The 22,220-nt window shown below is 65.7% G+C and carries 16 protein-coding genes; 3 read left to right on the top strand and 13 right to left on the bottom strand.

Going from position 1 to position 22,220, the window contains the following annotated elements:
• Nucleotides 1–120: 120 nt before the first annotated feature.
• The 3 genes from KY501_RS13215 to KY501_RS13205 form a co-directional block, all read right to left on the bottom strand.
• Nucleotides 121–717: a bactofilin family protein gene (locus KY501_RS13215; RefSeq protein WP_224363265.1), complete on the bottom strand. Its 597-nt coding sequence runs from the start codon at nt 715–717 to the stop codon at nt 121–123.
• Between the two features lie 70 nt (nt 718–787).
• Nucleotides 788–1,591 (bottom strand): nucleotidyltransferase domain-containing protein, encoded by an 804-nt coding sequence (locus KY501_RS13210; protein ID WP_224363264.1) that lies wholly within the window; start codon nt 1,589–1,591, stop codon nt 788–790.
• A 43-nt stretch (nt 1,592–1,634) separates the two neighbouring features.
• Entirely contained in the window at nt 1,635–2,987 is a 1,353-nt protein-coding gene (locus KY501_RS13205; RefSeq protein WP_224363263.1) for a TrpB-like pyridoxal phosphate-dependent enzyme, read from the bottom strand.
• A gap of 75 nt (nt 2,988–3,062) precedes the next feature.
• Here KY501_RS13205 and KY501_RS13200 point away from each other — a divergent pair, with 75 nt between their 5' ends.
• Nucleotides 3,063–3,728: a MafI family immunity protein gene (locus tag KY501_RS13200; protein WP_224363262.1), complete on the top strand. Its 666-nt coding sequence runs from the start codon at nt 3,063–3,065 to the stop codon at nt 3,726–3,728.
• A 102-nt stretch (nt 3,729–3,830) separates the two neighbouring features.
• Here KY501_RS13200 and KY501_RS13195 read toward each other — a convergent pair whose 3' ends face one another.
• Together KY501_RS13195 and KY501_RS13190 are read right to left on the bottom strand one after the other, a co-directional pair.
• Entirely contained in the window at nt 3,831–4,406 is a 576-nt protein-coding gene (locus KY501_RS13195) for an amidase (RefSeq protein ID WP_224363261.1), read from the bottom strand.
• Between the two features lie 205 nt (nt 4,407–4,611).
• Nucleotides 4,612–5,229 (bottom strand): nucleoside deaminase, encoded by a 618-nt coding sequence (locus KY501_RS13190; protein WP_224363260.1) that lies wholly within the window; start codon nt 5,227–5,229, stop codon nt 4,612–4,614.
• A 114-nt stretch (nt 5,230–5,343) separates the two neighbouring features.
• Here KY501_RS13190 and KY501_RS13185 point away from each other — a divergent pair, with 114 nt between their 5' ends.
• Nucleotides 5,344–6,594 carry an MFS transporter gene (locus tag KY501_RS13185; RefSeq protein ID WP_224363259.1) on the top strand — a complete coding sequence of 417 codons (1,251 nt, stop codon included), beginning with the start codon at nt 5,344–5,346 and terminating at the stop codon, nt 6,592–6,594.
• Between the two features lie 78 nt (nt 6,595–6,672).
• A complete protein-coding gene (locus tag KY501_RS13180; RefSeq protein WP_224363258.1) occupies nt 6,673–8,388 on the top strand; it encodes a beta/gamma crystallin family protein in 1,716 nt (571 codons plus the stop codon).
• 2 nt (nt 8,389–8,390) lie between these two features.
• Here KY501_RS13180 and KY501_RS13175 read toward each other — a convergent pair whose 3' ends face one another.
• The 8 genes from KY501_RS13175 to KY501_RS13140 form a co-directional block, all read right to left on the bottom strand.
• A complete protein-coding gene (locus KY501_RS13175; RefSeq protein ID WP_224363257.1) occupies nt 8,391–12,287 on the bottom strand; it encodes a S8 family serine peptidase in 3,897 nt (1,298 codons plus the stop codon).
• Between the two features lie 296 nt (nt 12,288–12,583).
• A complete protein-coding gene (locus tag KY501_RS13170) occupies nt 12,584–13,840 on the bottom strand; it encodes an HlyD family secretion protein (protein ID WP_224363256.1) in 1,257 nt (418 codons plus the stop codon).
• Between the two features lie 5 nt (nt 13,841–13,845).
• On the bottom strand, nt 13,846–15,465 hold the full coding sequence (locus KY501_RS13165) for a DHA2 family efflux MFS transporter permease subunit (RefSeq protein ID WP_224363255.1): 1,620 nt from the start codon (nt 15,463–15,465) through the stop codon (nt 13,846–13,848).
• Nucleotides 15,462–16,085, bottom strand: a complete 624-nt coding sequence (locus KY501_RS13160; RefSeq protein ID WP_224363254.1) for a TetR/AcrR family transcriptional regulator — start codon at nt 16,083–16,085, stop codon at nt 15,462–15,464. Before KY501_RS13160 ends, KY501_RS13165 begins: the two co-directional genes overlap by 4 nt.
• Before the next feature lie 73 nt (nt 16,086–16,158).
• Nucleotides 16,159–18,339, bottom strand: coding sequence for a PAS domain-containing protein (locus tag KY501_RS13155; protein WP_224363253.1), 2,181 nt, complete (start codon nt 18,337–18,339; stop codon nt 16,159–16,161).
• 97 nt (nt 18,340–18,436) lie between these two features.
• Nucleotides 18,437–19,330 (bottom strand): DUF1206 domain-containing protein, encoded by an 894-nt coding sequence (locus KY501_RS13150; RefSeq protein WP_224363252.1) that lies wholly within the window; start codon nt 19,328–19,330, stop codon nt 18,437–18,439.
• Nucleotides 19,331–19,442: 112 nt separating this feature from the next.
• On the bottom strand, nt 19,443–20,780 hold the full coding sequence (locus KY501_RS13145; protein WP_224363251.1) for a DUF3396 domain-containing protein: 1,338 nt from the start codon (nt 20,778–20,780) through the stop codon (nt 19,443–19,445).
• Nucleotides 20,770–22,164, bottom strand: a complete 1,395-nt coding sequence (locus tag KY501_RS13140; RefSeq protein WP_224363250.1) for a hypothetical protein — start codon at nt 22,162–22,164, stop codon at nt 20,770–20,772. Before KY501_RS13140 ends, KY501_RS13145 begins: the two co-directional genes overlap by 11 nt.
• Nucleotides 22,165–22,220 lie beyond the last annotated feature (56 nt).

Below are 22,220 nucleotides of genomic sequence, written 5' to 3'. Positions count from 1 at the left end.
CAGGTACCAAGGGGCCCGGCTGTCCTGGAGGCTGGCGACTGAGCAAGAGAGCCCAGCTCGATCTTCAACTCAGTGCGTCAAACCCTCGCTTCGGGTCCGTGGGGTTCGAAACAGGGATGCCTACTCGTCGTGGTCATCCTTGTCGTCGTCATCGTCGTCGTTGTCGTTGTCGTCACTTCGGAGGGTGATCTGGCAATCGGAGTTCTTGAGGGCCTTCTCGAGGAAGCTCTGCGCGAGTTCATCTCCGTTGAAGGAGAGGGAGAAGCTGACCTTGTCGCCTCCGACGCTGGCGCTCTCATCCATCTGGAGCGAGCCGCCGAGCGCCACCACGTCCCCCTCCACCCGGGCCTTCTTCTGGAGCCGGACTTCCCCACCGAGCGCGACGGCATCGCCCTTCACCTTGGCGCCCTCCTCGATGGTGATCTTGCCGTGGATGGCGACCACGTCTTCCACCACGGCGCCCTTGCGGATCAGGACGTCCCCGTCCACTGCCACGGCGTCTCGGGTTTTCTCTCCCGCGTTCACGACCAGGTTGACGCCCTGGACGGCGCGGCTGCCATCCTTGGAATGGATGGAACACTGCACGCGAGGCGGAGGTGTCTTCTTGTCCTTGGCCTCTTTGGGCGGGGAAGCCTGTGAGCTCCCCGTATCCTCCGCGAGTGCGGGCAGGGACAGGATGCTGCAGAGAGCCAGGGTGGAAAGGGACAACGGGCGCATGGGCAGGCTCCGGAGTGAGAGATTGCTCCCTCTGTACGCAGGACTCCTGCTCCGATTGCGTCGACCTGCCCTACGGCGATGATTGCAGGGCCACTGCCTCCGCCAGATAGGCGCGAACGGTGGGCTCCGCCGGCGAGGGCGTGGGAGCCGCTGCCGCGGGGAGATGACCTCGCAGCGCGGCATAGAGTTCGACAGCGGCGCTCAGCGCGCGAAAGCAGTCCTTCGGATCGGGTTGCGCACAGACCCGCGAGAGCGCCGAGGCGTGGCGTGAGGCATCGAGGCGCCGCACTCCTCGCCACAGCCCACCGTCCACGAGCGAAATGAGCGGAGCGAGAGCCTGTGCTCGCAGGAACGCCAACATGTCCAGGCACTCGAAGATCTCTCCGCGCCGGACCTTGTCGATGCCGTAGTGGATCCACACCCAGAAGCGGTCTTCGATCCACTGCGCCGACGGGGCCTCCAGCGGCTTTGCCTGGGTCGTGCGCAGGCGCTCCGAGATGACGCCATCACGCTCGAACAGGATCTCCGGATCCTCGATTCGGGAGCCGAGTTCGGCAACCGAGATGAACTTCAGATCGACATGGAGGAGCGGCGGTCCATAGAGGCAGATCAGCAGGCGGGGCTCGCCCACGTGTTCGCCCGTGAAGCCCTGGAGCAGGGGGCCGGCGACTCGAGCGATCCCGAGCCGCTCCTGGGCAATCTGGGGCCGCAGCGTGTCCGAGACAACGAGGACGAGATCCAGATCCGAGAACTCGTCCATGCTCCGGCTCAGGAATGAGCCGCCCGCGAGGACGCCCAGGATTCCCGGGTGGGACCGCCAGGCGTCGAGAGCAGTCGTCAGGAACTCACGGTGGCGCGCCGGTATGCTTTGCATGGTGCCGAGATAGCACCTTGGCGCTCAGCGGACACGCATCCGATCAACCCACCTTGGGCAGCTTCGCGATCGACGCCTCCACGGCCTCGCGAGGGTACTCGAAATCCTCGAGCTGGCCGGCGAGGTACTGATCGTAGGCGCCCAGATCGAAGTGCCCGTGCCCGGAGAGGTTGAAGAGGATGACGCGCTGCTGGCCCTCCGCGTCGGCGCGCTGTGCCTCCTCGATGGCGGCCTTGATGGCATGCGAGCTCTCCGGCGCGGGCAGGATGCCCTCGGCGCGAGCGAAGAGGACGGCGGCCTCGAAGCAGGCCCGCTGCGGGTAGGCGACGCCCTCGGCCAGGCCGGCGGCCACGAGCTGGGACACCAGCGGGCTGGCGCCGTGGTAGCGCAGTCCTCCCGCGTGGATGCCCGGCGGCATGAAGTCGTGCCCCAGCGTGTGCATCTTCATCAGCGGCGTCATCTTCCCCGTGTCGCCGAAGTCGTAGGTGTACACGCCCCGGGTGAGGGTCGGACAGCTCGTGGGCTCGGCCGCCACCAGCCGCACCTGCTTGCCGTGCATCTTGTCCCGCGCGAACGGGAAGGCGATGCCCGCGAAGTTGCTGCCTCCTCCGTGGCAACCGATGACGACGTCCGGGTACTCGCCGGCCAGCTTCATCTGCTCCTGGGCCTCCTGGCCGACCACCGTCTGGTGCAGGCACACGTGGTTGAGCACCGAGCCCAGCGCGTACTTCGTGTCCTCGTGAGTGGCTGCATCCTCCACTGCCTCGGAGATTGCGATGCCCAGCGAGCCCGGGCTCTTCGGATCCTGCCCGAGGATGCCGCGGCCAGAGTTCGTCTTGTCCGTGGGAGAGGCGAAGACCTCGGCGCCCCAGGTGCGCATGAGCGAGCGCCGGTACGGCTTCTGCTCGTAGCTCACCTTCACCATATAGACGGTGACGGCCAGGCCGAAGAGCTGTCCGGCGAAGGCCAGCGAGCTTCCCCACTGACCGGCGCCCGTCTCGGTGGCCAGGCGCCGCACGCCCGCCTTCGCGTTGTAGAAGGCCTGAGCCACGGCGGTGTTCGGCTTGTGGCTGCCCGCCGGAGAGACACCCTCGTACTTGTAATAGATGTGGGAGCGCGTCCCGAGCTTCTGCTCCAGCGCCAGGGCGCGGAACAGCGGCGAGGGCCGCCAGCGCGCCAGGGCGGCACGGATCTCCTCGGGAATGAGGATCTCCCGCTGGCTGCTCATCTCCTGCTCGATGAGGGGCATGGGGAAGAGAGGCGCCAGGTCGTCCGGTTTCACTGGCTGGAGCGTGCCCGGGTGCAGCACGGGGGCTGGAGGCGAGGGGAGATCCGGGATGATGTTGTACCAGTGGCGGGGGATCTGGTCCTCGGGCAGCAGGTACTTCAGTGGCATGGCTGGACCTCCGGGTAGGATGGGAGGTTCAGGAGTCTACCGTGTGAGCACGGACGCCGATGGGAAAGGGACGGCATGGGGCTCGCGAAAAAAGGAACCCGGTTGTTGACGGTCGAGGGCGTGCGGTATCGCTGGCGGGTCACGTCGGCTGACGAGCCGGGGCTGGGCATCGTGGTCGAGGATGCGGACTCGCCCGGTCAGCGCATGGTGACCTGGGTCGATCACGGCCAGGTCATCTCCCCGTGGGTAGTCCGTGAGGCCATCCTTCACGCGCTCTCCCAGGGATGGCAGCCCCAGACGCGGGGGCCCGATCTCACGTTCCGGTTCGAATCGTCGAACCTCCAGAGCGCTCGCCATGAGCGGCGGACCTCACAGTTGCTCGAACTCTGCGATGAGCTCGAGGATCGCGTGCAGGGGCTCGAGGATGTTCGCGAATTCGTGGAGTACGGAGAGCGAGTCATTGCCTTCGAGACCCTCTGTGACCGCATCATCCATACGGACAAAGCTCCAACGCTGAGCCTCTCCGAGTTCGAAGAGCTCGCAGCGATTGGAGAGGAATTCGGATGCCCGTTCGACTGGATATCTCTCATCCTTTACCTGTCACCCGAGGACCGGGAGCAGATCCCCGAATACCTGCGGAACCTGGCTGCGAAGAACATCCCGGACGCGCTTGCGCGGAGCCTCACCCGCAAGGAGTGGCTCGAGCGGATTCGCGAGCTCTTCAACCCGCCGAAGCCTTGATCCGACGGCGTCTGGTTGAGGTGGAAGCCCGCAATGACAACCACGGTGGGAGCGGGCTCCCACCATGGTGTGCGTCAAGGGAAAGGCAGACGCTGCCTCAGATCACTGGAGGCCAACGCCCACGACAGCCTGGCACGAGGCAGGATCGATGGACGAGCCGGTGTCGATGAAGCACAGCCCGCCTTGCGCGCCGTACGCGGTCACGCTCACACTCCCCGAACAGACACCGCCGGTGACGGTGACACTGACAGTCCAGATGCAGGTCTTCGCCTGCCCATAGGGGTCGGCCGGGTTGGTGGTATAGCCAAACGTCTGGGTCCACGGGGTGAGGGCCGGTACGAGCGCCTGGGCCGCGCCCGAATAGGTATACGGCGTGGTGAAGTTGAGGGGGTTGGGCAGCGGGAACGGCACGCTGGAGCCCGTCAGGCTTCCTCCCGCGTAGGTGACCACGCCCGTCCAGTTCCCGATGTAGAAGGTCTCCGCGACGTCCGCCAGCATCTGAGCAGGCCGTCCCTCGCCCTTCATCACCTGCAGCTCCACCGTCTCAGCGGGGCGGAGAGGGGTGAACTCCGACCGCTTGGAGACGAAGTCATTCGCGGCGGGCTCCGCGGCAACCGCAACCACGGGCGTAAGGGCAAGCAGGGGGAGGGCCAGGAAACGCTTCACGTTCCTCGTCATTCGCACGACTCCTAGGTCTGTTTGGTGTTTGGCCAGAGGCCGGGCGGATCCCTAACATGAAGGTTTCCCCAATGGCAACTCAGAACAAGGAAAACCAGCAATCCTTTATAGGTGGAATCTTCGAGCCTGGGACGATCGCAAGGCTGCAAGCCCAACGCGCGCTGCGTCAGGGATTGCATGGACTTGCTAAGAAAGTGAGAGCCGCTCAATCCTGTCGGCGTGAGCCCGTTCCGCGAGCGTTATAGACGATCGCGCCAGAGCGGCCGTACTCGGCGAAGACGGCAATCGCCTCATCGCGCAGCACTCCCGAGGTAACGCTAATGCCACGGCCCTTGAGCTCCGCTCTCCAATCCGAGGGCATGGGGCCTTCGTCGAAGCCCGTGAGTGCTTCGCACTCAGGGCCGTCACCAGCGAGGAGCAGGTGCTTGACGCCTGACCAGACGAGCGCGCCATAGCACATCGTGCAAGGGCGCCAATTGACGACGAGTTCGAGCTCGCGCCCACCCGCTGCGCCCAGATCCCAGGCCCCCAGACGCGTCTGTGCAAGCGAAAGCGCCATGACCTCCGCGTGCACGGAGGAAAGGCACGAACTCAAGACAACATTCACGCCAAGTGAAAGGATTTCACCTGTGGAGTGCTCGACGACGAGCGCCGCGAACGGCCCACCATTGCCTTCCTTGTAATTGCGCGCCGCGAGCGCGTTGACGAGGCGGACACGATCTTCTGCGGTGGGTAAGGGCACGTTGTACCTGGGCAGTTCTTTCACGAGCCAGTCGGGGAGTTGCGCGGTCACGCGGGTTGCGAAGGGGGAAGGGGCGTTCATGAGGGCTCCTGCTCGATGGCTGTGTCCGGGCTTTCGTGCCGGACATGGCCCTTCTGCGATGTGAGGAGGCCTGATGTAAAGTGCCCCTCTTTCGCTCTCCTGTGCGTGACCCCCATGACCTCCGCAGCACCCACAGCGCCTGCTCCTTCGAGCGCACTTCGCATCCCGGGTTATCGAACCTTCCTGCTCACGTTCATGTTGGCGATGATGGCCGACAACATCGAGCACGTGATCAGCTACTGGGTGGCATTCCAGAAATTCCACTCGGCCGCGCTGGGCGGGTTCGCGGTGGTGTCCCACTGGTTGCCGTTCCTGGCGTTCTCGGTGCCGGTAGGCGCGCTCAATGACCGGTTCGATTCCAGGCGCCTCATCCAGTGCGGCATGGTGCTCTTCATCACCGCCTCCGTGGGATGGGGATACTTCTTCGTCACGGACTCGTTGCAGCTCTGGCACGCGATGGTGCTCCTCACGATCCATGGCTGCGCGGGCGTCCTGTGGGGCACCTCCAGCCAGATGCTGCTCTATGACATTGTGGGCCCCGCCTCCCTGGCCAGCGCGGTGCGGTTGAACGCGACGGCCCGGTACCTGGGAGTCCTGGTGGGCCCCGGTGTGGGCAGCATCATCATGCAGGTGCTCGGACCGACCCGGGGCATCTTCCTCAACACGGTGTTCTATCTGCCCCTGGTGATCTGGCTGGTGAGCGCGCCCTATGGCAGGCACTTCCGGGGGGTGGCAACGGGCCCCAAGCGGGCCGTGCGAGGCCTGGCTGACATCATCCAGACGATCCGTGACGTGAGAGGGATGCCCGTGGTCGCGGCCATGGTGCTGCTCGCGGGGGCGGCGTCCTTCTTCATCGGCAACAGCTATCAGGCGCAGATGCCGGGCTTCGCCCAGGATCTGGGCCACGGAGACCCGGGCACGGCCTATACGCTGCTGCTGGGAGCAGATGCGGCCGGGGCCCTGCTCGCGGGCATCCTGCTCGAGACGCGCGGAAGCTGGCTGCCGACGGCGCCCGCTTCCGCGCTGAAGATTGCCTTGCTGTGGGGGTGCTCGCTCTTCACGTTCTCGTTCATGCGGGTGTACCCGGTGGCGATCTTCGTGCTCTTCCTGGCCGGATTCTTCGAGCTCTCCTTCAGCAGCATGACCCAGGCGCTCGTGCAGTTGAATGCGCCGGACTCCATCCGCGGCCGGGTGCTGGGTCTCTTCAGCATGTCGGCCTCCGGCCTGAGGACCTTCAGCGGTGTCACGGTGGGGCTCCTCGGGAGCATCACCAACACCCACGTGTCTCTCGCGGTATCCGCCCTGGCCTTCGTGATCGTGGCCGGCACGCTGCTGTTCCTGCGTCGGCGCCAGGAAATGGCCTGAAGCCTGACCTTCCAACTCGCGGGGAGAACCCGCCTGCCGTCAGAGGATGATGTGAGACTCAATGCGTTTGCAAAGGTCGTGACTGTTGTCGCGGCGTTGGCCGCGCTGCCTGCGCTGGCCAACAATCCGATCGGTGTGGTCGATGAAATCCTTTGGGATACCAGTCAGTCACCGAATCTGGTCATCCGGGGATGGACGCTCGATCCGAACACGAGTGCGTCCATCGACGTGCACCTGTACGTCAACGGCAGTTACCTGACCGCGGCGACGGCCAATGTCTATCGGCCTGATGTCGGGGCGGCCTATCCCGGCTACGGTGACTCCCACGGCTTCCATGTGCGCATCGACTGGCCGGTGGGCAACGGGCAGGTCTGTGTCTACGCCATCAACACCGGGCCTGGAGACTCCAACCCCTTGCTCGGGTGCAAGACGGCGCTGGCGGGCTACACAGGGTGTACTTGGGGAAGCCTCGACTGCAACCTGTGCGTCAACGACGTCGTCTCGACGTTCAACAACATGCGGGACCATGGCGAGGTTCTGGGGTTCAACCCTCCGGTCAGCGGCTCGTTCAACGTGGCGTACCCCTCCAGCAACCACTGGGAGGGGATCCAGCGGCTGACGGCCGGTTTTGGCCGCTACCTCGTGGTCTCCAAGCGGGATGACCGCGGCGCGAATGGCAACGTGGCCCATACGGTGTACATGGGGTCCCGTACCACCACGGGCCGGCGCTTCCGCTCCAACCGGCTCTCGACGTCCATCAACGAGCCGGAGGACACGACTCCCCTCGTGCTGGATTACGCGGCGGCCGCGCTGCCCCTCGATGACGGGTATGCGCACGGCGGCGGAATGCAGGCCATTGGCAACATCGTGGCCCTGCCCATGGAGGAGGGCCCGGGCAACGGCAAGGTCGTGCTCTATGACTTCAGCTCACCCACCGCTCCCGTGAAGCTGAGCACCGTCGAGGGCGCGAGCACCGCCGCGGGGACGGCCTCCCTGACGAAACTGGCGGATGGGCGCTTCATGCTCGTGCTCGGGCAGTGGGATGCGAAGACGCTCGAGTTCTTCCTCTCGACCGGCACCAACATCCTGACCACCGGCTGGGAGCCGTATGATGTGTGGCAGGACACGGAGGTGCCCTCGGGGCATTGGGGCTCGTTCCAGAACCTCAACTTCATCACCGACTGCTCGAATGGCCAGCTGTTCATGATCGGCACGCTGATTGGCGGACTCGGGTGGGGGGCGTTCGACGAGGATTTCGCCCACCTCTACTCGGTGTCTCTCGCCGGCAGCGTGACGTTCCAGCACGTCGCCTCCAAGCATTTCTATTGCAGCAACGACGGCGCCCGGCAGTGCAACTTCGGTGCTGCGGGCGGCGCCTTCGTCGACAGGGACCACAACCTGCTGCTCTATGTCGCAGAGCAAGCGGACGATGGACCGGGCGGTTCGGTCAAGATGATCGAGTATCGCGGCATCTTCCCCAACGCCGCCTGCGGTGATGACATCAACCAGGCCTTCGTGGACTTCTACGATGACTCCGACTTTTCGGACCGGGGCTTCATCTATGACTATCCCGATCGCTTCTCGAAGAACTGGGCGAACTTCGGCTCCGTCGATGGGCTGAACGACAAGATCTCCTCGGTGCGGTTCTGCATTCCACCGGGGCACCGGGTCCGGCTCTACGAGAACTCGAACTTTGGTGGCGCCTCGAAGGAGCTGACCGGCACCGGTTCGATCAACCTCCACGACATCAGCTTCGGAGACAAGATCTCGTCGGCCGAGTGGCTCTCGTTCTGAGTTCACACCTTCGCCCGCCGCTGCCCTAGCGCATACCGCGCCAGGGCAAGCAGCCCCAGGTAGATGCTGGCATCCATGCCCGAGGTGGCTCCGCAACCGCAACCGCTCTCGTCGTCACTGCCGCCCTCGATTGCTTCGGTGGTGACGATCACCGGCGTGGACGTGGCCACGTTGCCCGCGCCATCCGTGATGACGGCGGTGATGACGTGCGAGCCGGGCTCGGCCTTGGAACTGTCCCAGGTTCCCTTCACGACCGTCTCCGAGCTGCTGGCGATCTCCGATCCATCCACGAGGATGGCGAGCTTGACCAGGGTCGTGCCCTGGGCCACCGCGCCCGTCGCGGAGACCGTGACGTTGCCGGAGACGACCGTACCTCCCGCAGGCTCGGTCACTGTCGCCGTCGGCTCAGCCACCGGCATGATGGTGAGCTGGGCCGTCGCGCTCAGGCTGTTCTTCTCCGAGTCCGTCACGGTGATCGTCTGCAGTCCCGGCGACTTGAACGTCACTTTGAAGTCGTGGAACACGCCTTGGACGAACCGCGCGTTGGCGGCGAAGGACGCCTTCGTGTCGGAGCTGGTCACCTTCACCGTGCCGCCATAGTCGGCAGCCAGGTTTCCGTAGGCGTCATGAGCCGTGGCGGAGAGTGTGAGCTCCTGACCCGCCGTCGAACTCGGGACGAGGGCCAGCGAGTAGCTGGTGGCCGCGCCCGCCGTGACGCTGAAGGCCGTGCTCGTCGCACCCTCGAACCCCTGGCTGCTCGCCACGAGCGTGTAGCCCGCTCCCACCTTGTTGAGGGAGAGGTTGTTGAAGGTGGCGACACCGTTGATGGCTGTCACCGTCGTGGTGCCGGACAGAGTGCTGCCGCCCGGGTTGTTTCCCAATGCGAGGGAGATGCTGGGGGATCCAGTGGAGACAGCATTGCCGAACTGGTCCACCAATCCCACTTGCACCGATGGCAGGATGGCGGCCCCTGCCACGGTATGGGTCGGCTGGGTGAGGAAGACCAGCGCAGCCGCGGGGCCCACAGTGACGGTGGTGCTGCCGCTGCCAGTCAGCGTCGTATTCGACGTGTCCGTCGCGGTGAGCGTCTGCGAGCCCAGGCTCTGGAACGACACCGCGCCGGTTGCCACGCCCGCGGAGAACGTCACACTGGCCGGCAGCACGGCCTGCGGGTCGGAGCTGGTAAGGACTGCCGTGCCGTTGTAACCGGTGGCGTTGATGCCCACCGCATCGATCGCGGTGAGAGTGAACGGCGCCGCCGTGCCTGCCTGGACCGAGGCAGGCAGCCCGCTCAGCTTGTAGACGACGGCCGGGCCCGGAGGGCCACTCGGCGTCACGGAAACCTCGGAGGACTTCGCGGACTCGGTGCACTGCACCGCGCGGACCACGTAGTAATAGGTGCTGCTCCCTGACACCGTGCTGTCCGCGTACGGCGGAGCCGTCGCGGTGCCCACGCGGGTGTACGGACCGCCCGCGGTGGTGGCGCGATAGATGTTGTAGGAAGCCGCCCCGTTCTGCGCCCAGCTCACGTCGACGCGGTTGTTGCCGTTGGCCGTGGCTGTGACCCCGGTGGGCGGGGAGGGCGGAGCCGTGGAGCAGGAGTTGTAGACCACCAGGGCGAAGTCCTGGTCCAGCGCCGAGGCATTGCCCGGAACACCGTCCGAGTTGATGTTCGCCGCCGTCACCGTCACGGTGTACGCCCCCTCGGTGCCGGCGGGGAGGAACACGCTCTCCACGTTGTTCTTGTCGTCCGCCGTGCCGCCCGTGACGGAGGAGGCGCCCGTGAAGACGTTGCCCTTGTAGGTGCTCGTGCCAACCGTGACGGCCAGATCCAGGTTGTTGTTCCACGCGTTTCCGGTGGTGGAACCTGGCGCATCCGTCCACGCCAGGGTGACTCGGAGCGGCTGCGTGGAATCGGCGATCACGCCGTTGAAGGTGCGTGTCTGTCCCGTGGAGGTAAAGAGGTTCGCGGCGCTCTCGTCCTCCACCTGGCGTGGGGTGTTGTCTAAGGCCCGGCCTAGATCCATCGCCCCCATGCCCTGGCTGGTGGACCACAAGGTGTCGTTGCCGCCCACGCCCGTCAGGTAGCGGGCCGAGTTCATCAGGTACGCCTTGGTCATCGCCGCGCTTGGCGGCGGCATGCCCTGGTTGATGAAGGACTGGCGTACCAGCGCCGCGCCACCGGAGACGGCGGGGGCGGAGTGGCTGGTGCCGGAAGAGGCCGTGTACCACTCCTGTCCCGCTGGGTAGACGATGTCGCCCGGTCCGCCGCATACCTCGTCACCGTTGAAGCACGAGAGCCTCTGGCCGAGAGGATTGGCGGGTGGGTTGGCACGTTGGCCGGCGGCCTGGGGCACGCCTCCGGAGATATGTGTGCCTGGGGCGACGAGATCCGGCTTCTTGCGTTCATCCCAGGCCGGGCCGCGAGCAGAGAAGTCGGCGATGTCGTTGGCGCTGTCGGCGCCCGTGTCAGCGAGGCCGCACGTATCCGCACCGCCAAAGGGACGGACATTCTCGGACGCCCCCACGGTGATGACATTCTTGGCGGTGCCCGGCGGCACCACGGTGTACGCGAATGGGCCGTCGTTGCCGGCCGAGAACACGATCACCATCTCCTGATTGCCCGGGACGTTGGGCTCGGCATGGCCCGCTTGCTGGGCGTCACGCACCAGCGAGTCATATTGCTGGCTGTCGATGCTGTAGTTGGTGTCGCTGCTGAGGCCCCAACTGTTGCTGCTGATGCGCATGCCATCGCGGTACGCGCGGGACTGCAGATCCTCATACACCGGGCTGGTGTAGCTTGGTCCGAAGATGACCGAGCCGCCGAGCTTCACGAAGGGCGCCACGCCCAGGCCGTAGGAGTAGCCCGCCGCGTCCTGGAAGGGTGCGCCGGTCTTGTTCGCGTAGCCGGCGATGATGTGCGCGTTCAGGGCTCCATGGCCATCGCATCCCTGGGTCGAGCCACCGCCAGCACCTTCGATGCGGTTGTAGATGATGCGGCTGGCGCTGCCGACGTTCCCACCCTCATAGAGGCCGAAGTGGCTGGGCGCCGTGGTGCCGTTGTCGATGCCACTGTCCGTCAGGTCCACGCCGAACCCCGAGGCGTTGAACTGCGCCTGGGTGAAGCCCTTGGAGGCCAGCCACGCCAGATACCCCGGTGCCGAGGGGCTGTTCCCCGTCAACTGGCCGGTGAGGATGATGTTCTGCCGCTCGTCGAGCTTGCGCGGCTCGGAGCGCGGCTGGATGGAGAGCACGTCCGGGCGGGCGGCGATCTCGTAGAGATCCTTCACCGTCAGGTACGCCACCACATTCACATAACCCAGGGCCTTGCCGATCGTCCCATCGCGCGACTGCCTCGCACGGATGAGGTCCAGCGTCGGGCCGTTGGCTTCTTCATCCTGGATGAGTTGGATGGCGTAGGTCGGCACCTGGCGCGTCTGGATGGATGGATCCAGCTTGTAGTCGTTCAGGTAGTCGCCATTCCATTGGATGGCTCGGGCAGAGGGGATGTGTTTCTGCAGCCGGCTCAGCGAGGGCCCATCGCCATGGACGATGTATGCATTGTTGGGGATATAGGTGATGAGTTTGACGCCGGTGGCCTCGAGCTCCTGGACCCACGCTTCCTGGATGGGGCCGGCGAATTGCACGATGTGCAGGCGCTTGCCGAAGACCGGCACGCTCATCCCGCGCAAGGACTGGCCATGGGCGGATGCGGTGTCGATGACTCCCGCATTGAGCAACAGATCATTGAGGTCGTCGCGGCTCTGGGCACCCTCGGGGAGGGACTCCAACGCCGCGTCGTCGACCTCGATCACCTTGAAGGAGCCGTAGTCACCGAGGAGCGTGGCGCTGACTCCGGACTGTTCGAGCCGCTTCGCCTGCTCCGCGCTGAGCTGCACCTTGTGACGCGGAAGCCCTGCGCGATAGCCCTCGGGCTTGGGTGTCGCGGAGCGCTCCCCTGAACCCCCGCACGCCAAAAGCGCTGCGAGCCATGTAACCCCGAGAACGCGGGCGCAGGTGGCCAGGAAACACCGGGCAGGTGTCCGAGTCGCTGATTCCTTCAAGATGTTTCCCCCGCCAGACGACGCGTTGTGGCGTCTGGCGGAGGCGAGTCAGCGATTGGGAGCCGCGTCAGGACAAAGGCTCGCTTCAACCAGAGCGGCCCTGCTTACCATGACGCGGTGTGAAGTTTCCGTTACTTCTTGCCAGCGCTCCCCACGTAGACGGTGACCTCCGCCGAGAGGCCCGCGCGCAAAGCAATGTCTGGCGGGGCCTTCCAGGCCACGCGCACCGGGACACGCTGCACCACCTTCACGAAGTTGCCAGACGCGTTATCTGGCGGCAGCAGCGAGAACCGAGCGCCCGTGCCCGCCGACAGGCTCTCCACCTGGCCCTCCAGATCGTGGCCCGGGAAGGCATCGATCTCGACCTTCACGCGATCGCCCGGGTGCATCTCGCCGATCTGTGTCTCCTTGAAGTTGGCCACCACGTACGTCTGCGCGGGCACGAGCTCCGCGACCGGAGTGCCCACGCTGACAAGCTGGCCCGCGTGGACGCCCAGCTTGGACACGATGCCGTCCGTGGGCGCGATGATCTTCGTGTAGTTCACCTGGTTCTCCGCGAGCGTCAGGGCCGCCTGAGACGCTTTCACCCGGGCCTCGGCCAGCTCGGTGGCCGCGTGCGCCGCCGCCACCTGCGCATCCACGTTCTCCGTCTGTGCCACGCGGCCCTCTGCCTCGGCCACCTTGGAGACAGCGCCCCGCCGGGCCTCCTGCGCGGCCAGCAGGTTCGCGTTGGCCTGGGAGAGCGCCGCCTGCGCCGAGTCATATCCCGCCTGGGAGTTGTCCAACTGCTGCTGGGCGATGGCGCCCGCGTCGCGCAGCTGCTTGAAGCGGGTCAGCTCCAGCTCGGTGCGGTGAGCCTCGGTCTTCGCTCGCTCGAGCGCCGCCTGCGCCACACTCACCTGGGCCTCCGCGCTCGACACGGCCACCGAGGAGCCAGACAAAACCGCCTTGGCGCTGTGGAGGCCGCCCTTGGCGTTCGCGCTCGCCACCTGCTCCTGCGCGCGCGCCGCGTCCGCCTGGGCCTTCGCCGTGGCCAACTCCGCTTGCGCCTGATCCAAGCGGGCCTGCAGGTCCACGGGGTCCAGTTCCACCAGGACGTCGCCAGCCTTCACCGTCTGGTTGTCCTTCACGGGGACGTTCAGCACGGCGCCGCTCACCCGCGCGGAGATGGGGACCACGTCCGCTTCGATCTGGGCGTCGTCAGTGGTCTCCTGGCCATGGGTGAGCAGAGCGTAGCCGCCGATGGCGAGGATCACCGCCGCGGCGATGCCTCCGAGGACGAAGAAGGCGCGTTTGCCTTTCGCGGCCCGGTTGGCCGCGGAGGCCGCGGAGGGCAGGGGAGTCGGGGCGGCGGGGAGGGGTTGGGATGCAGTGGCTTCGGATGACATGGAGATCACGCCTCGATGTGAATGTCAGCGGCGGGTCCGCCGCGGTTGGACTTGAGGAAGACGAGCAAAGGCATCACCACCAGGAACAGGATGCCAGCCAGGAGGAAGAGCTTGTCGAAGGAGAGGACCATGGACTGGCGGGTGACCGCTCCATAGACGTTGGCGATCGCGGCCTGGTGGGCGGTCTGCGCATCGAAGCCACGCGCCATGAGCCCCTGCTGCACCATCAGCAGCCGTTGCTGGGCCAGGGGGTTCGTCTCGGTGACATGCGCGGCGATTCCCGCGCGGGCAATGGTCGCGTTGTGGTTGATCAAGCTCCCGAAGACCGCCAGGCCGATGGCGCCGCCCAGCTGACGCACCAGCGAGTTGAGCCCCGTGGCGTCGGGCATCAGGTGCTTGGGCACGTTCGACAGCGCGATCGTCGTCAGCGGCACGAAGAGGCACGCGAATCCCACGCCCTGGAAGGCCAGGGCTCCGATGACCTGCCCCGCGCCGGACTGGAGCGTGAGGTGGCTCATCAGCAGCGAGCCATACGCCACCAGCAGCACGCCCACGCTGACGATCAGGCGGGGCGGGAACTTGTTGTGGATGCGGCCGACGATGGGCACCGCCACCATCATCACCAGCACGCGAGGCATCAGCGCCATGCCCGACTGTGTCGCGGTGAACCCGAGCAATTCCTGCATGAAGATGGGCAGCAGGAACATGTTGGCCATCAGCATGGCGAACATGAGCCCGCCAATGACAGTGCCGGACAGGAACACCGGATCGCGGAACAGCCGCACGTTCACTGCCGGGGCCGGAGCCGTGCTCTCACGGATGATGAGCGCGGCGAGCGTGAAGGCCGCCACCAGGAAGCAGCCAACGATGAGCTTGGACTGGAACCAGTCGTGGGCGGAACCTTCCTCCAGGCAGTAGACGAGCGTGGACATGGACACGGCCAGCAGGCCGATGCCCCACCAGTCGATGTTCTGGCGCTGCGCCGTGGCCATCTTCTGGTTGGCCGCGCGGATCTCCGGATCCTCGTGGACGAAGTTGGCGACCATGAACAGGCCCAGCGCGCCGATCGGCAGGTTGATGAAGAAGATCCACGACCAGTGCCAGTGATCGACGATGTAGCCGCCCAGCGTAGGGCCGATCGCCGGCCCCAGCATGACGGCCATGCCGAAGAGGGCCATGGCCATGCCCTGCTCCTTGGGAGGGAACGTCTGACGGAGGATGGCCTGCTCCGTGGGTTGGAGCGCTCCGGCTCCCAGGCCTTGCAGGACGCGGAAGAAGACCAGCGCTGGCAGGGATGTCGCCACACCACAGAGCGCCGATCCGACCAGGAAGAGCACGAGGCAGAAGAGGTAGACGTTCTTCTGTCCAAACAGGCGCCCGAGGAAGCCGGTGAGCGGCATCACGAGCACCAGGGCAATGGAGTAGGCGGTGCTGATCCAGGTGATCTCCTGGACCGTGGCGCCCACCGCGCCTCGGATGTGCGGCAGCGCGACGTTCACGATGGACGCGTCGATGGCTCCCATCAGCGTGCCGAACGAGATCGACAGAGTGACGAGCCACTTGTTCACGGGGGGAGGACGCGACAACCCCACGGCTGTGGGTGCTGTGATTGCTGCGGCACTCATTTGCGTGCACCTGCGCCTTCGAGAAAGGTTCGAACCATGGCCTCCACCAGCGTGGGAGAGATGGCCTGCGCCTCGTCCTGCACGGCGTAGGTGAAGAAGCCCTTGAGGAAGCCCACGAGGAGAGCGGGGTAGAGCGTCGCGTCTTCCTTCCGGAGCGCCCCCTGCTCGAGCCCTCGCTCCACGAGCAGCCCATGGCGGGCCGTGATCTCCTTGAGGGCCGTCTGGCCGCGCATGCGCCCCCGGCCCGAGCGCAGCTCGTCGTCGACCAGCATGGTGAAGAAGGCCCGGTGACGCCCGAAGTGATCCAGGTACACGCTCAGGAACTGGGTGAGCTGATCCCGGAACGACTCGGCACGCGTCTGCTCCAGCACTTCATCCAGTCGAGCCCTGATCTCGGCGCGGCGCTCGTCCATCAGCGCGCCTAGCAGGGCCTCGCGATCCTCGAAGTGGTTGTAGAGCGTGCCCACCGAGACTCCGGCCCCGAGCGCGATCTCCTCCATCTTCGCTCCCTGCAGGCCCCGCTCCCCGAACACGCGCTCGGCGGAGGCCAGGATCTCTTCTCGGACAGCTTCCCGGAGGCGCTCCTTGAGGGGCCGTTCGGATTTTGAACGCGGATTCATTTGGTGAATGCTTTAACCAATGCGCACGTGTCGCGCAAGGGGGGGAGGGTGAGCGCTTGACTGGGAGTGTGAGTCAGGCCGGCTCGTGGATGGGCAGCAGCAGGAAGAAGGTCGTGCCCTTGCCCACCTGAGTCTCCACCCTCATCTCTCCGCCCATCTTCTGGATGATGGCGTAGCTGATGGACAGGCCGAGGCCCGTGCCCACGCCCGCCGGCTTGGTGGTGAAGAAGGGATCGAAGATGTGGGGCAGGGCTTCCTTGGGGATGCCGTGGCCCGTGTCGGAGATGTCGATGCGCACGTGGCGCTCGTCGGCTCGGGTGCGCACGCGCAGCAGGTTGTCACGCGGCACGCCGGGCCTCATGGCCTGGATGGCATTGATGATGAGGTTGAGGAACACCTGGCCCAGCCGTCCCTCGCTGCCCAGGATGAGTGGCAGCTCCGGGCCGTAGTCCTTCTCCAGCCTCGCCGTGTGCTTCAGCTCGCCCTGGGAGATGTTCAGCACCGAGTCCAGGGTGGTGTGCACGTCGATGAGCATCTGCTCGTCGGGGTGGCCCTGATGGGACAGGTGGCGCATGCCGCGGACGATGTCCTGGATGCGGGCGCACCCGTCGATACAGTCCGCGAGGATCTGGCGCGTCTCGGCGAGCCCGTCTTTCAAGGGGTCCGGCAGCGCGGGCAGCGACGCGAGGTGCTGTTCCAGATCGTCTCGCCACTGCCGCAGGAAGTCGAGGTTGCTGAGTACGTAGGCCGTGGGGTTGTTGATCTCGTGGGCGATGCCCGCGGCCAGCACGCCCATGGCGGCCAAGCGATCGTTCTGGATGCCCTGCTGCTCCAAGCGCCGGCGCTCCGTGAGATCATGCGCGACGATGAGCAGGCGCAGGAACTCGCCCTCGTCCTGGACCGACCCGAGCAGTTGCACGGCCAGGCGGTTGCCCTTCGCGGTGAGTAGACCCTGATCATCCAGGCGCATCGTCCCGTGAGGGCGCAGCTGGGCCAGGGCCTTCCTCAGGGAGAGCTGCTCCGGCTCGGGGGCCAGGGAGTCGAAGGGGCGGCCCACGAGCGTTTCGGGCTCGAGCCCCAGGAGGTGCTGGGCCACCGGGTTGGCCTCGACGATGCGCCCATCCACGTCGAGCACGAAGACGGCGTCCAGCGACACCTCCATGAGGCGGCGGGTGCGTGCGCGCGCCTCATAGACCATGGACTCCAGGCGAGCGGCGTAGACCTCGGCCTTGCGCAGGGCCTGCTGGAGTTCGGCCTCCTGCTCCCGGCGCTCGGTGATGTCCGTGAAGATGCCCAGCACGGACGTCACCATCCCCTCCGCGTTGCGCAGAGGCACCTTGCTCGTCAGCAGCCAGCGATCCATTCCCTCCTTGCTTCGGACGGGTTCCTCGATGTCGAGCTTCGGGCGGCCGCTGTCCATCACCTCCAGATCATCGCGGCGGAACGCCTGGACCTGCTCGAGCGGCAAGCCGAAGTCGTGGTCCGTCCTCCCAAGGAGGTCTCGGGGCGAGGCGTACCCGAACCGGCGTGCGAACGCATCGTTGCAGCCCAGGAAGGTTCCGCTGCGGTCCTTCCAGAACACCGAGTGGGGAATGTGGCTGAGGACGCTGCTCAGCACCTCTCGCTGGGTGCGCAGTTCCTGCTCGACACGCTGACGCTCCTGGATCTCCGCTTCGAGCGTCTCGGTGAGCGAGAGCTGGCGCAAGCGGGATTGTTCCAGCTCGGCGTTGCGTTCGTGCGCCTGGAGCAGTTGGAGGCGCAGGCGGAAGTGGGTTTCGATCTGGCGCCCCAACTGCTCCAGGGAGCGCAGCTGTACGGCGGTCAGCTGGCGTGGGACATGATCGATGATGCAGAGCACGCCGATCCGGAAACCCTCCTCGGTGTGCAGTGGCGTGCCGGCGTAGAAGCGGATGTGGGGTTCGCCTCGGACGCTGAGGTGGTCCTGGAAGCGTGGGTCGGCCTGCGTGTCCTCGATGAGGAAGAGGCCGTCCTGTTCGACGACGCGGCTGCAGAAGGAGTCCTTGCGCTCGACCTGGGGGATTCTCGACAGGCCGACCTGGGCCTTGAACCGCAGCTGATCCCGGTCGACCAGGGTGACGAGTGCGATCGGCACCTCGCAGATCGCCGCCGCGAGCTGGACGATGGCGTCGTACTCGGGATCGGGCTCCTCATTGAGGAGGTGTCGGTGGAGCGCCCTCAGGCGCCCTTCTTCATCGGGCTTCGGTCTTCCCCCCTGACCTCGCGGCTGAAGCATGAACGCCCCCGAAGGTGTGCTTCCCCTTGTTTACGGCAAATCGCGAAAGCAGGGGAACGCAAGCTTATGGTGCGTCGCGTCAAAATCCAACCCAATCTCACCGGTAGGCTGAAACTTGGTGCTGAGCCTGATTAGAGGGGCCGATGCGCTGGTAGCGAGCGAGGAGGAAGAGGTAGAGCGCGTAGGCGAGGAGCCCGGCCGCGGCGACCCCCAGGAGCACGGCGCCGTGGGGCTGGCGGGCCAGGGTGGCCAGCGCTTCGCCGAGCCCCTTGGCCTCTCGAGCGTTCGAGTGGAGGGCAGCGCTTCCGAGGAAGCCTCCGATGAGGAGGAACACGCCGCCGCGGGCTGCCAGTCCAAAGCGGCACAGCTGAACGATGGTGCTGGAGTGGCGCGCGGTGAGGCCTTGAAGGTCGAGCTTGTCGCGGAAATGCGTGGTGTATGCGCTGTGAAGTTCCTTCACGGCGTAGCCGATGATGATCAGCCCGACGATGGCGACGAACACCTGTCCCATGGGTTGGCTGAGGGCTTTCGCCGTCCAGCTGCGAGCGCTGTCGCCACCAGGGTGCGCGCGGCCGAGGATGCGCCTCACGGCGTTGGCCGCGAGCCCGGCGTAGATGGCACCGCTGATGAACCAGCCCACGCGCTTGACGAGGGCCTTGCCGTGCGAGGCCTCGTGTTCGGGATCGACGAGGGCTTGCACCCAGCGCCATGTGACGAAGGCAGCAAGGCCGACGGTGAGCAGGGCGAGGAGGAACACGCCGAAGGGCTGATCGGCAACGCGCTCGATGGCGCCGTGAGCGTCGGTGGTTTGGCCGCCTCCTGCACCGAGCGCGAGCCGCAGAGCCAGGTAGCCGATGATGGTGTAGACGACTCCCTGGGCCGTGAAACCGAGTCGTGCGCAGCGCTCGACCCAACCTCCATGTGCCGAGGCTCGGACATTCTGGGACATCCGCTGCCAGTCGGGCCCTCGCGTCACGTTCAGCGTCGACATCTCCCCCTCCTGCATGGATGGTGTCGTGCCCCTAACGGTGCTCACGGAGACCCTTCGCGTCAGCGCGTGCCCGACTGGTCGTGCGCCAGGCGAGCACGCGTGGGCAGGGCGCTCAGGGGGGCTTCTGCCCTGCAAGACGCTGGGCCTCGCGGAAGAGTTGCGAGCAGGAGTAGTCGAGTGGGGCATCCACATTCTGGAGAGCATGGCGCGCCCGCAGGAAGGGAAGCCATGCCCTATCACCAATGATGACGGCGGTTTCCTCCAACCTGCGGCGCGGCACCCATCGTCCACCAAGCAGGTCCACCAGGTACCGACCCAGCCATCCCCCCAGCGCGGTCACAAGCGTCTCTCGCTGTTCGGGGCTCAGGTTCTTCGCCCACTGGAAGTGCCAGAGGCGGAAATCCATGCGGGGCAGGGCTTCGACAGTCCCGTCCATGACGACCGGCTCTTCCTTGTGGAACAGGGCGATGAGCTGCTCGGCGTAGACGCTCGCAAAGGAGTCGATGGCGGCCTTGACATCTTCCACGTCCGGCTCAGGAGCCTGCGACGCAGGCAGCCACTCGGAGATGGGGGGAGGACAGTATCGGTTGAAGAGTTCGACGTTCTGACGCTTGTTCGCGAGGCCTCGCAGTTCCACCTCCCAGGACAGGATGTCGGCCACATCGGGATCGAACTGGATGGGAATAGGAGTGAAGACAAGGGAACGCTGGCGCAGGGTGGCGAGAGTGAATTCGAGGTCGAGTTCGGGTCTCAGATGAACAAGCGTGCGGCCCTGCGCGAGACGAGCCTCCTCGGAGTCGAAGTCCGTGGGAGTTGGGCGGGTGAGCAAGAGGATCGCACCACCAGGAAGCTGCTCGATGAGCGTCGCAGGGGCACTCAGCGCGCGTTGACGGCCAACCTGCTCCAGCATGGGCGGTCCGTAGACGTTGAGCCAGAAAGCTTCCTGGACGCGAGGTGCCGCGAGTACGCTCGCCGCAAGAGGGTCACTGCTCAGGAAAAAGTCCGTCTGGCTATGCCCCCTGCCATAGGAGATAGGGAGACGTGCCGCCAAGGCGCGAACGAAATCCACGAGGTGCTCGACATACTCCTCGGAGCGCTCAGGAGTGCGCAGGAAGGACAAGGGGCTGATCCGCAGTTCGACGGAGAAACCTGCATGCTCGGTTCCAGCCCAGGAACTGAGCAGGACGTTTGTCTGTGGCGGATGGGAGCGCACGAACCGCAGTGCATAGCCATTGACGACGAAGGCCTCGCGCAGCCTCTGGCGCACTGTCTGACGTGAGTACTTCACGCGTCGCTTGAGAGACACCAAGTCCGGGCGGAGCCCGTCGTCGAGTGACTCGATGACCGCCAATATTTCTTCCAGGCCCTCGAATCCCCGATCGAACGGATTCACTGGCGAAGAGAGGTACAGGACGAAGTCGTCCGATTTGTTCCAATCGTCATGGGACATGGAAATGAAGTTCGACTCCGCGCAAGGCTGCTTCGGCTGTGAGTTCCTTGCACATCTGCGCTGAGAGCCCCTTGCCGTCATAAACGAGATGCACCCGGGAGACGATGACCTTCTTCTCGAAGAGAGGGTGGCTGGGCCTGCGCACCTCGACGGCTCCGCCGTACTTGGCATGTGCTTCCGTGATGTCGATTTGGAGCTTCGCTCGTGCTTCATCGATGTTCATGGACGAGAAATCGTGCTGCTTGTCGCTAAAGGAGTGGACGGAAGGCCTTTGACCGGGGCTGAGAGTGGCTTCGTCCACGACGAGTTGGTCTACGTAGGTAGGAATGGCTCGCCCCTCATGAGCCAATCCTACGTTCTCCGCGATGATGGGGCGTTCCAGCCCTCTCAGCCATACGCGCTGGTTAGGGGCCTGTTGTGCCTCGTGGCGCAGTGCCCTGGATACGTTGCGCTGGAACTGGAGTGCGCTTTGGAACCGACCGAGCAGTGCCTCGTAGCTGTCCCAGGTCAGCGGCGGCTTGAGCGCGGTCCTTCCCGTCGCGAGTGATCGCTGGCCCGTGAGTTCTTCGTAGCGCCGCTCCCAGTACGCGACATAGTCCCGCCACCGTGGGTTGTTGGCCTCTATTCCCGTGGGTGGCTGGCCGCGTGATGGTCGGTAACGTGCGAGCACCTCGATGCGTGCTGGGCAGCGAGCTCCAATCTCTTGTGCCTCAGCTTCCGCGAGGTGCGCGGCGAGGGCCTCTGCCACCTCTCGCTCTGCCATGCGGCCTTCGACACCGGACACAGCCAGCCGCTCCTCGACCGAGATCTCCTGTGCCAGTTGCCTGGTCTCGGTGACTCCCGCTCGGGTCTCCGCAAGGCCCTGTTTGAGCACAGTGCCCGCCAGCAGGACGTTCAGGACCGCGTCCACGGCGGCATTGCGCACCCCCTTGAGCTTCGCCTCTCGAGAGAAGCTGGCAGCCAACAGCTCTCGCAGTCGAATGCCGCCGGGCTCACGAGAAGGAATCAGCTCATCCAGGAACTGCCATTGCAATGCGCACGCGGGGGCCGTGCTGCACTTGACCCCCAAGGCCTCGTCCGCCAGCTCCGTGCCAGAGCGACGGAGGGTGTCCTCCAACTGCGTGAAGAGTCTGTGGGCCCGCTCATCTCCGGCCAGGGATGCGGCGTACACCTGCTCCAGGTGCGCGGTGCGGTGCACCAGGAGGACGGCGGACTTCCTGCCCACCAGGGTCCCCTGCGCATCGCAGTACAGGCTGTAGTCGAAGGGAGGGGCGATGTCCGCGCGCAACTCCTCCAGTGGGACTGCTTCGGCGTCGCCACAGTCGCTGCCCAGCAACGCCGTGGAGAGAACGACCAGCAGTGCCAGCGGGAGCAAGCGGGGCATGTGGCGAGCGTGGCACCACGAGAGCACAACGGAAAGGGCCTTTGTCCTCCGCGCGC

Origin of the sequence: Hyalangium versicolor, from assembly GCF_020103695.1 — a bacterium.
In the GTDB taxonomy this organism is placed as follows: Bacteria; Myxococcota; Myxococcia; order Myxococcales; family Myxococcaceae; genus Hyalangium; species Hyalangium versicolor.
This window is presented reverse-complemented; position numbering and strand designations above follow the sequence as displayed.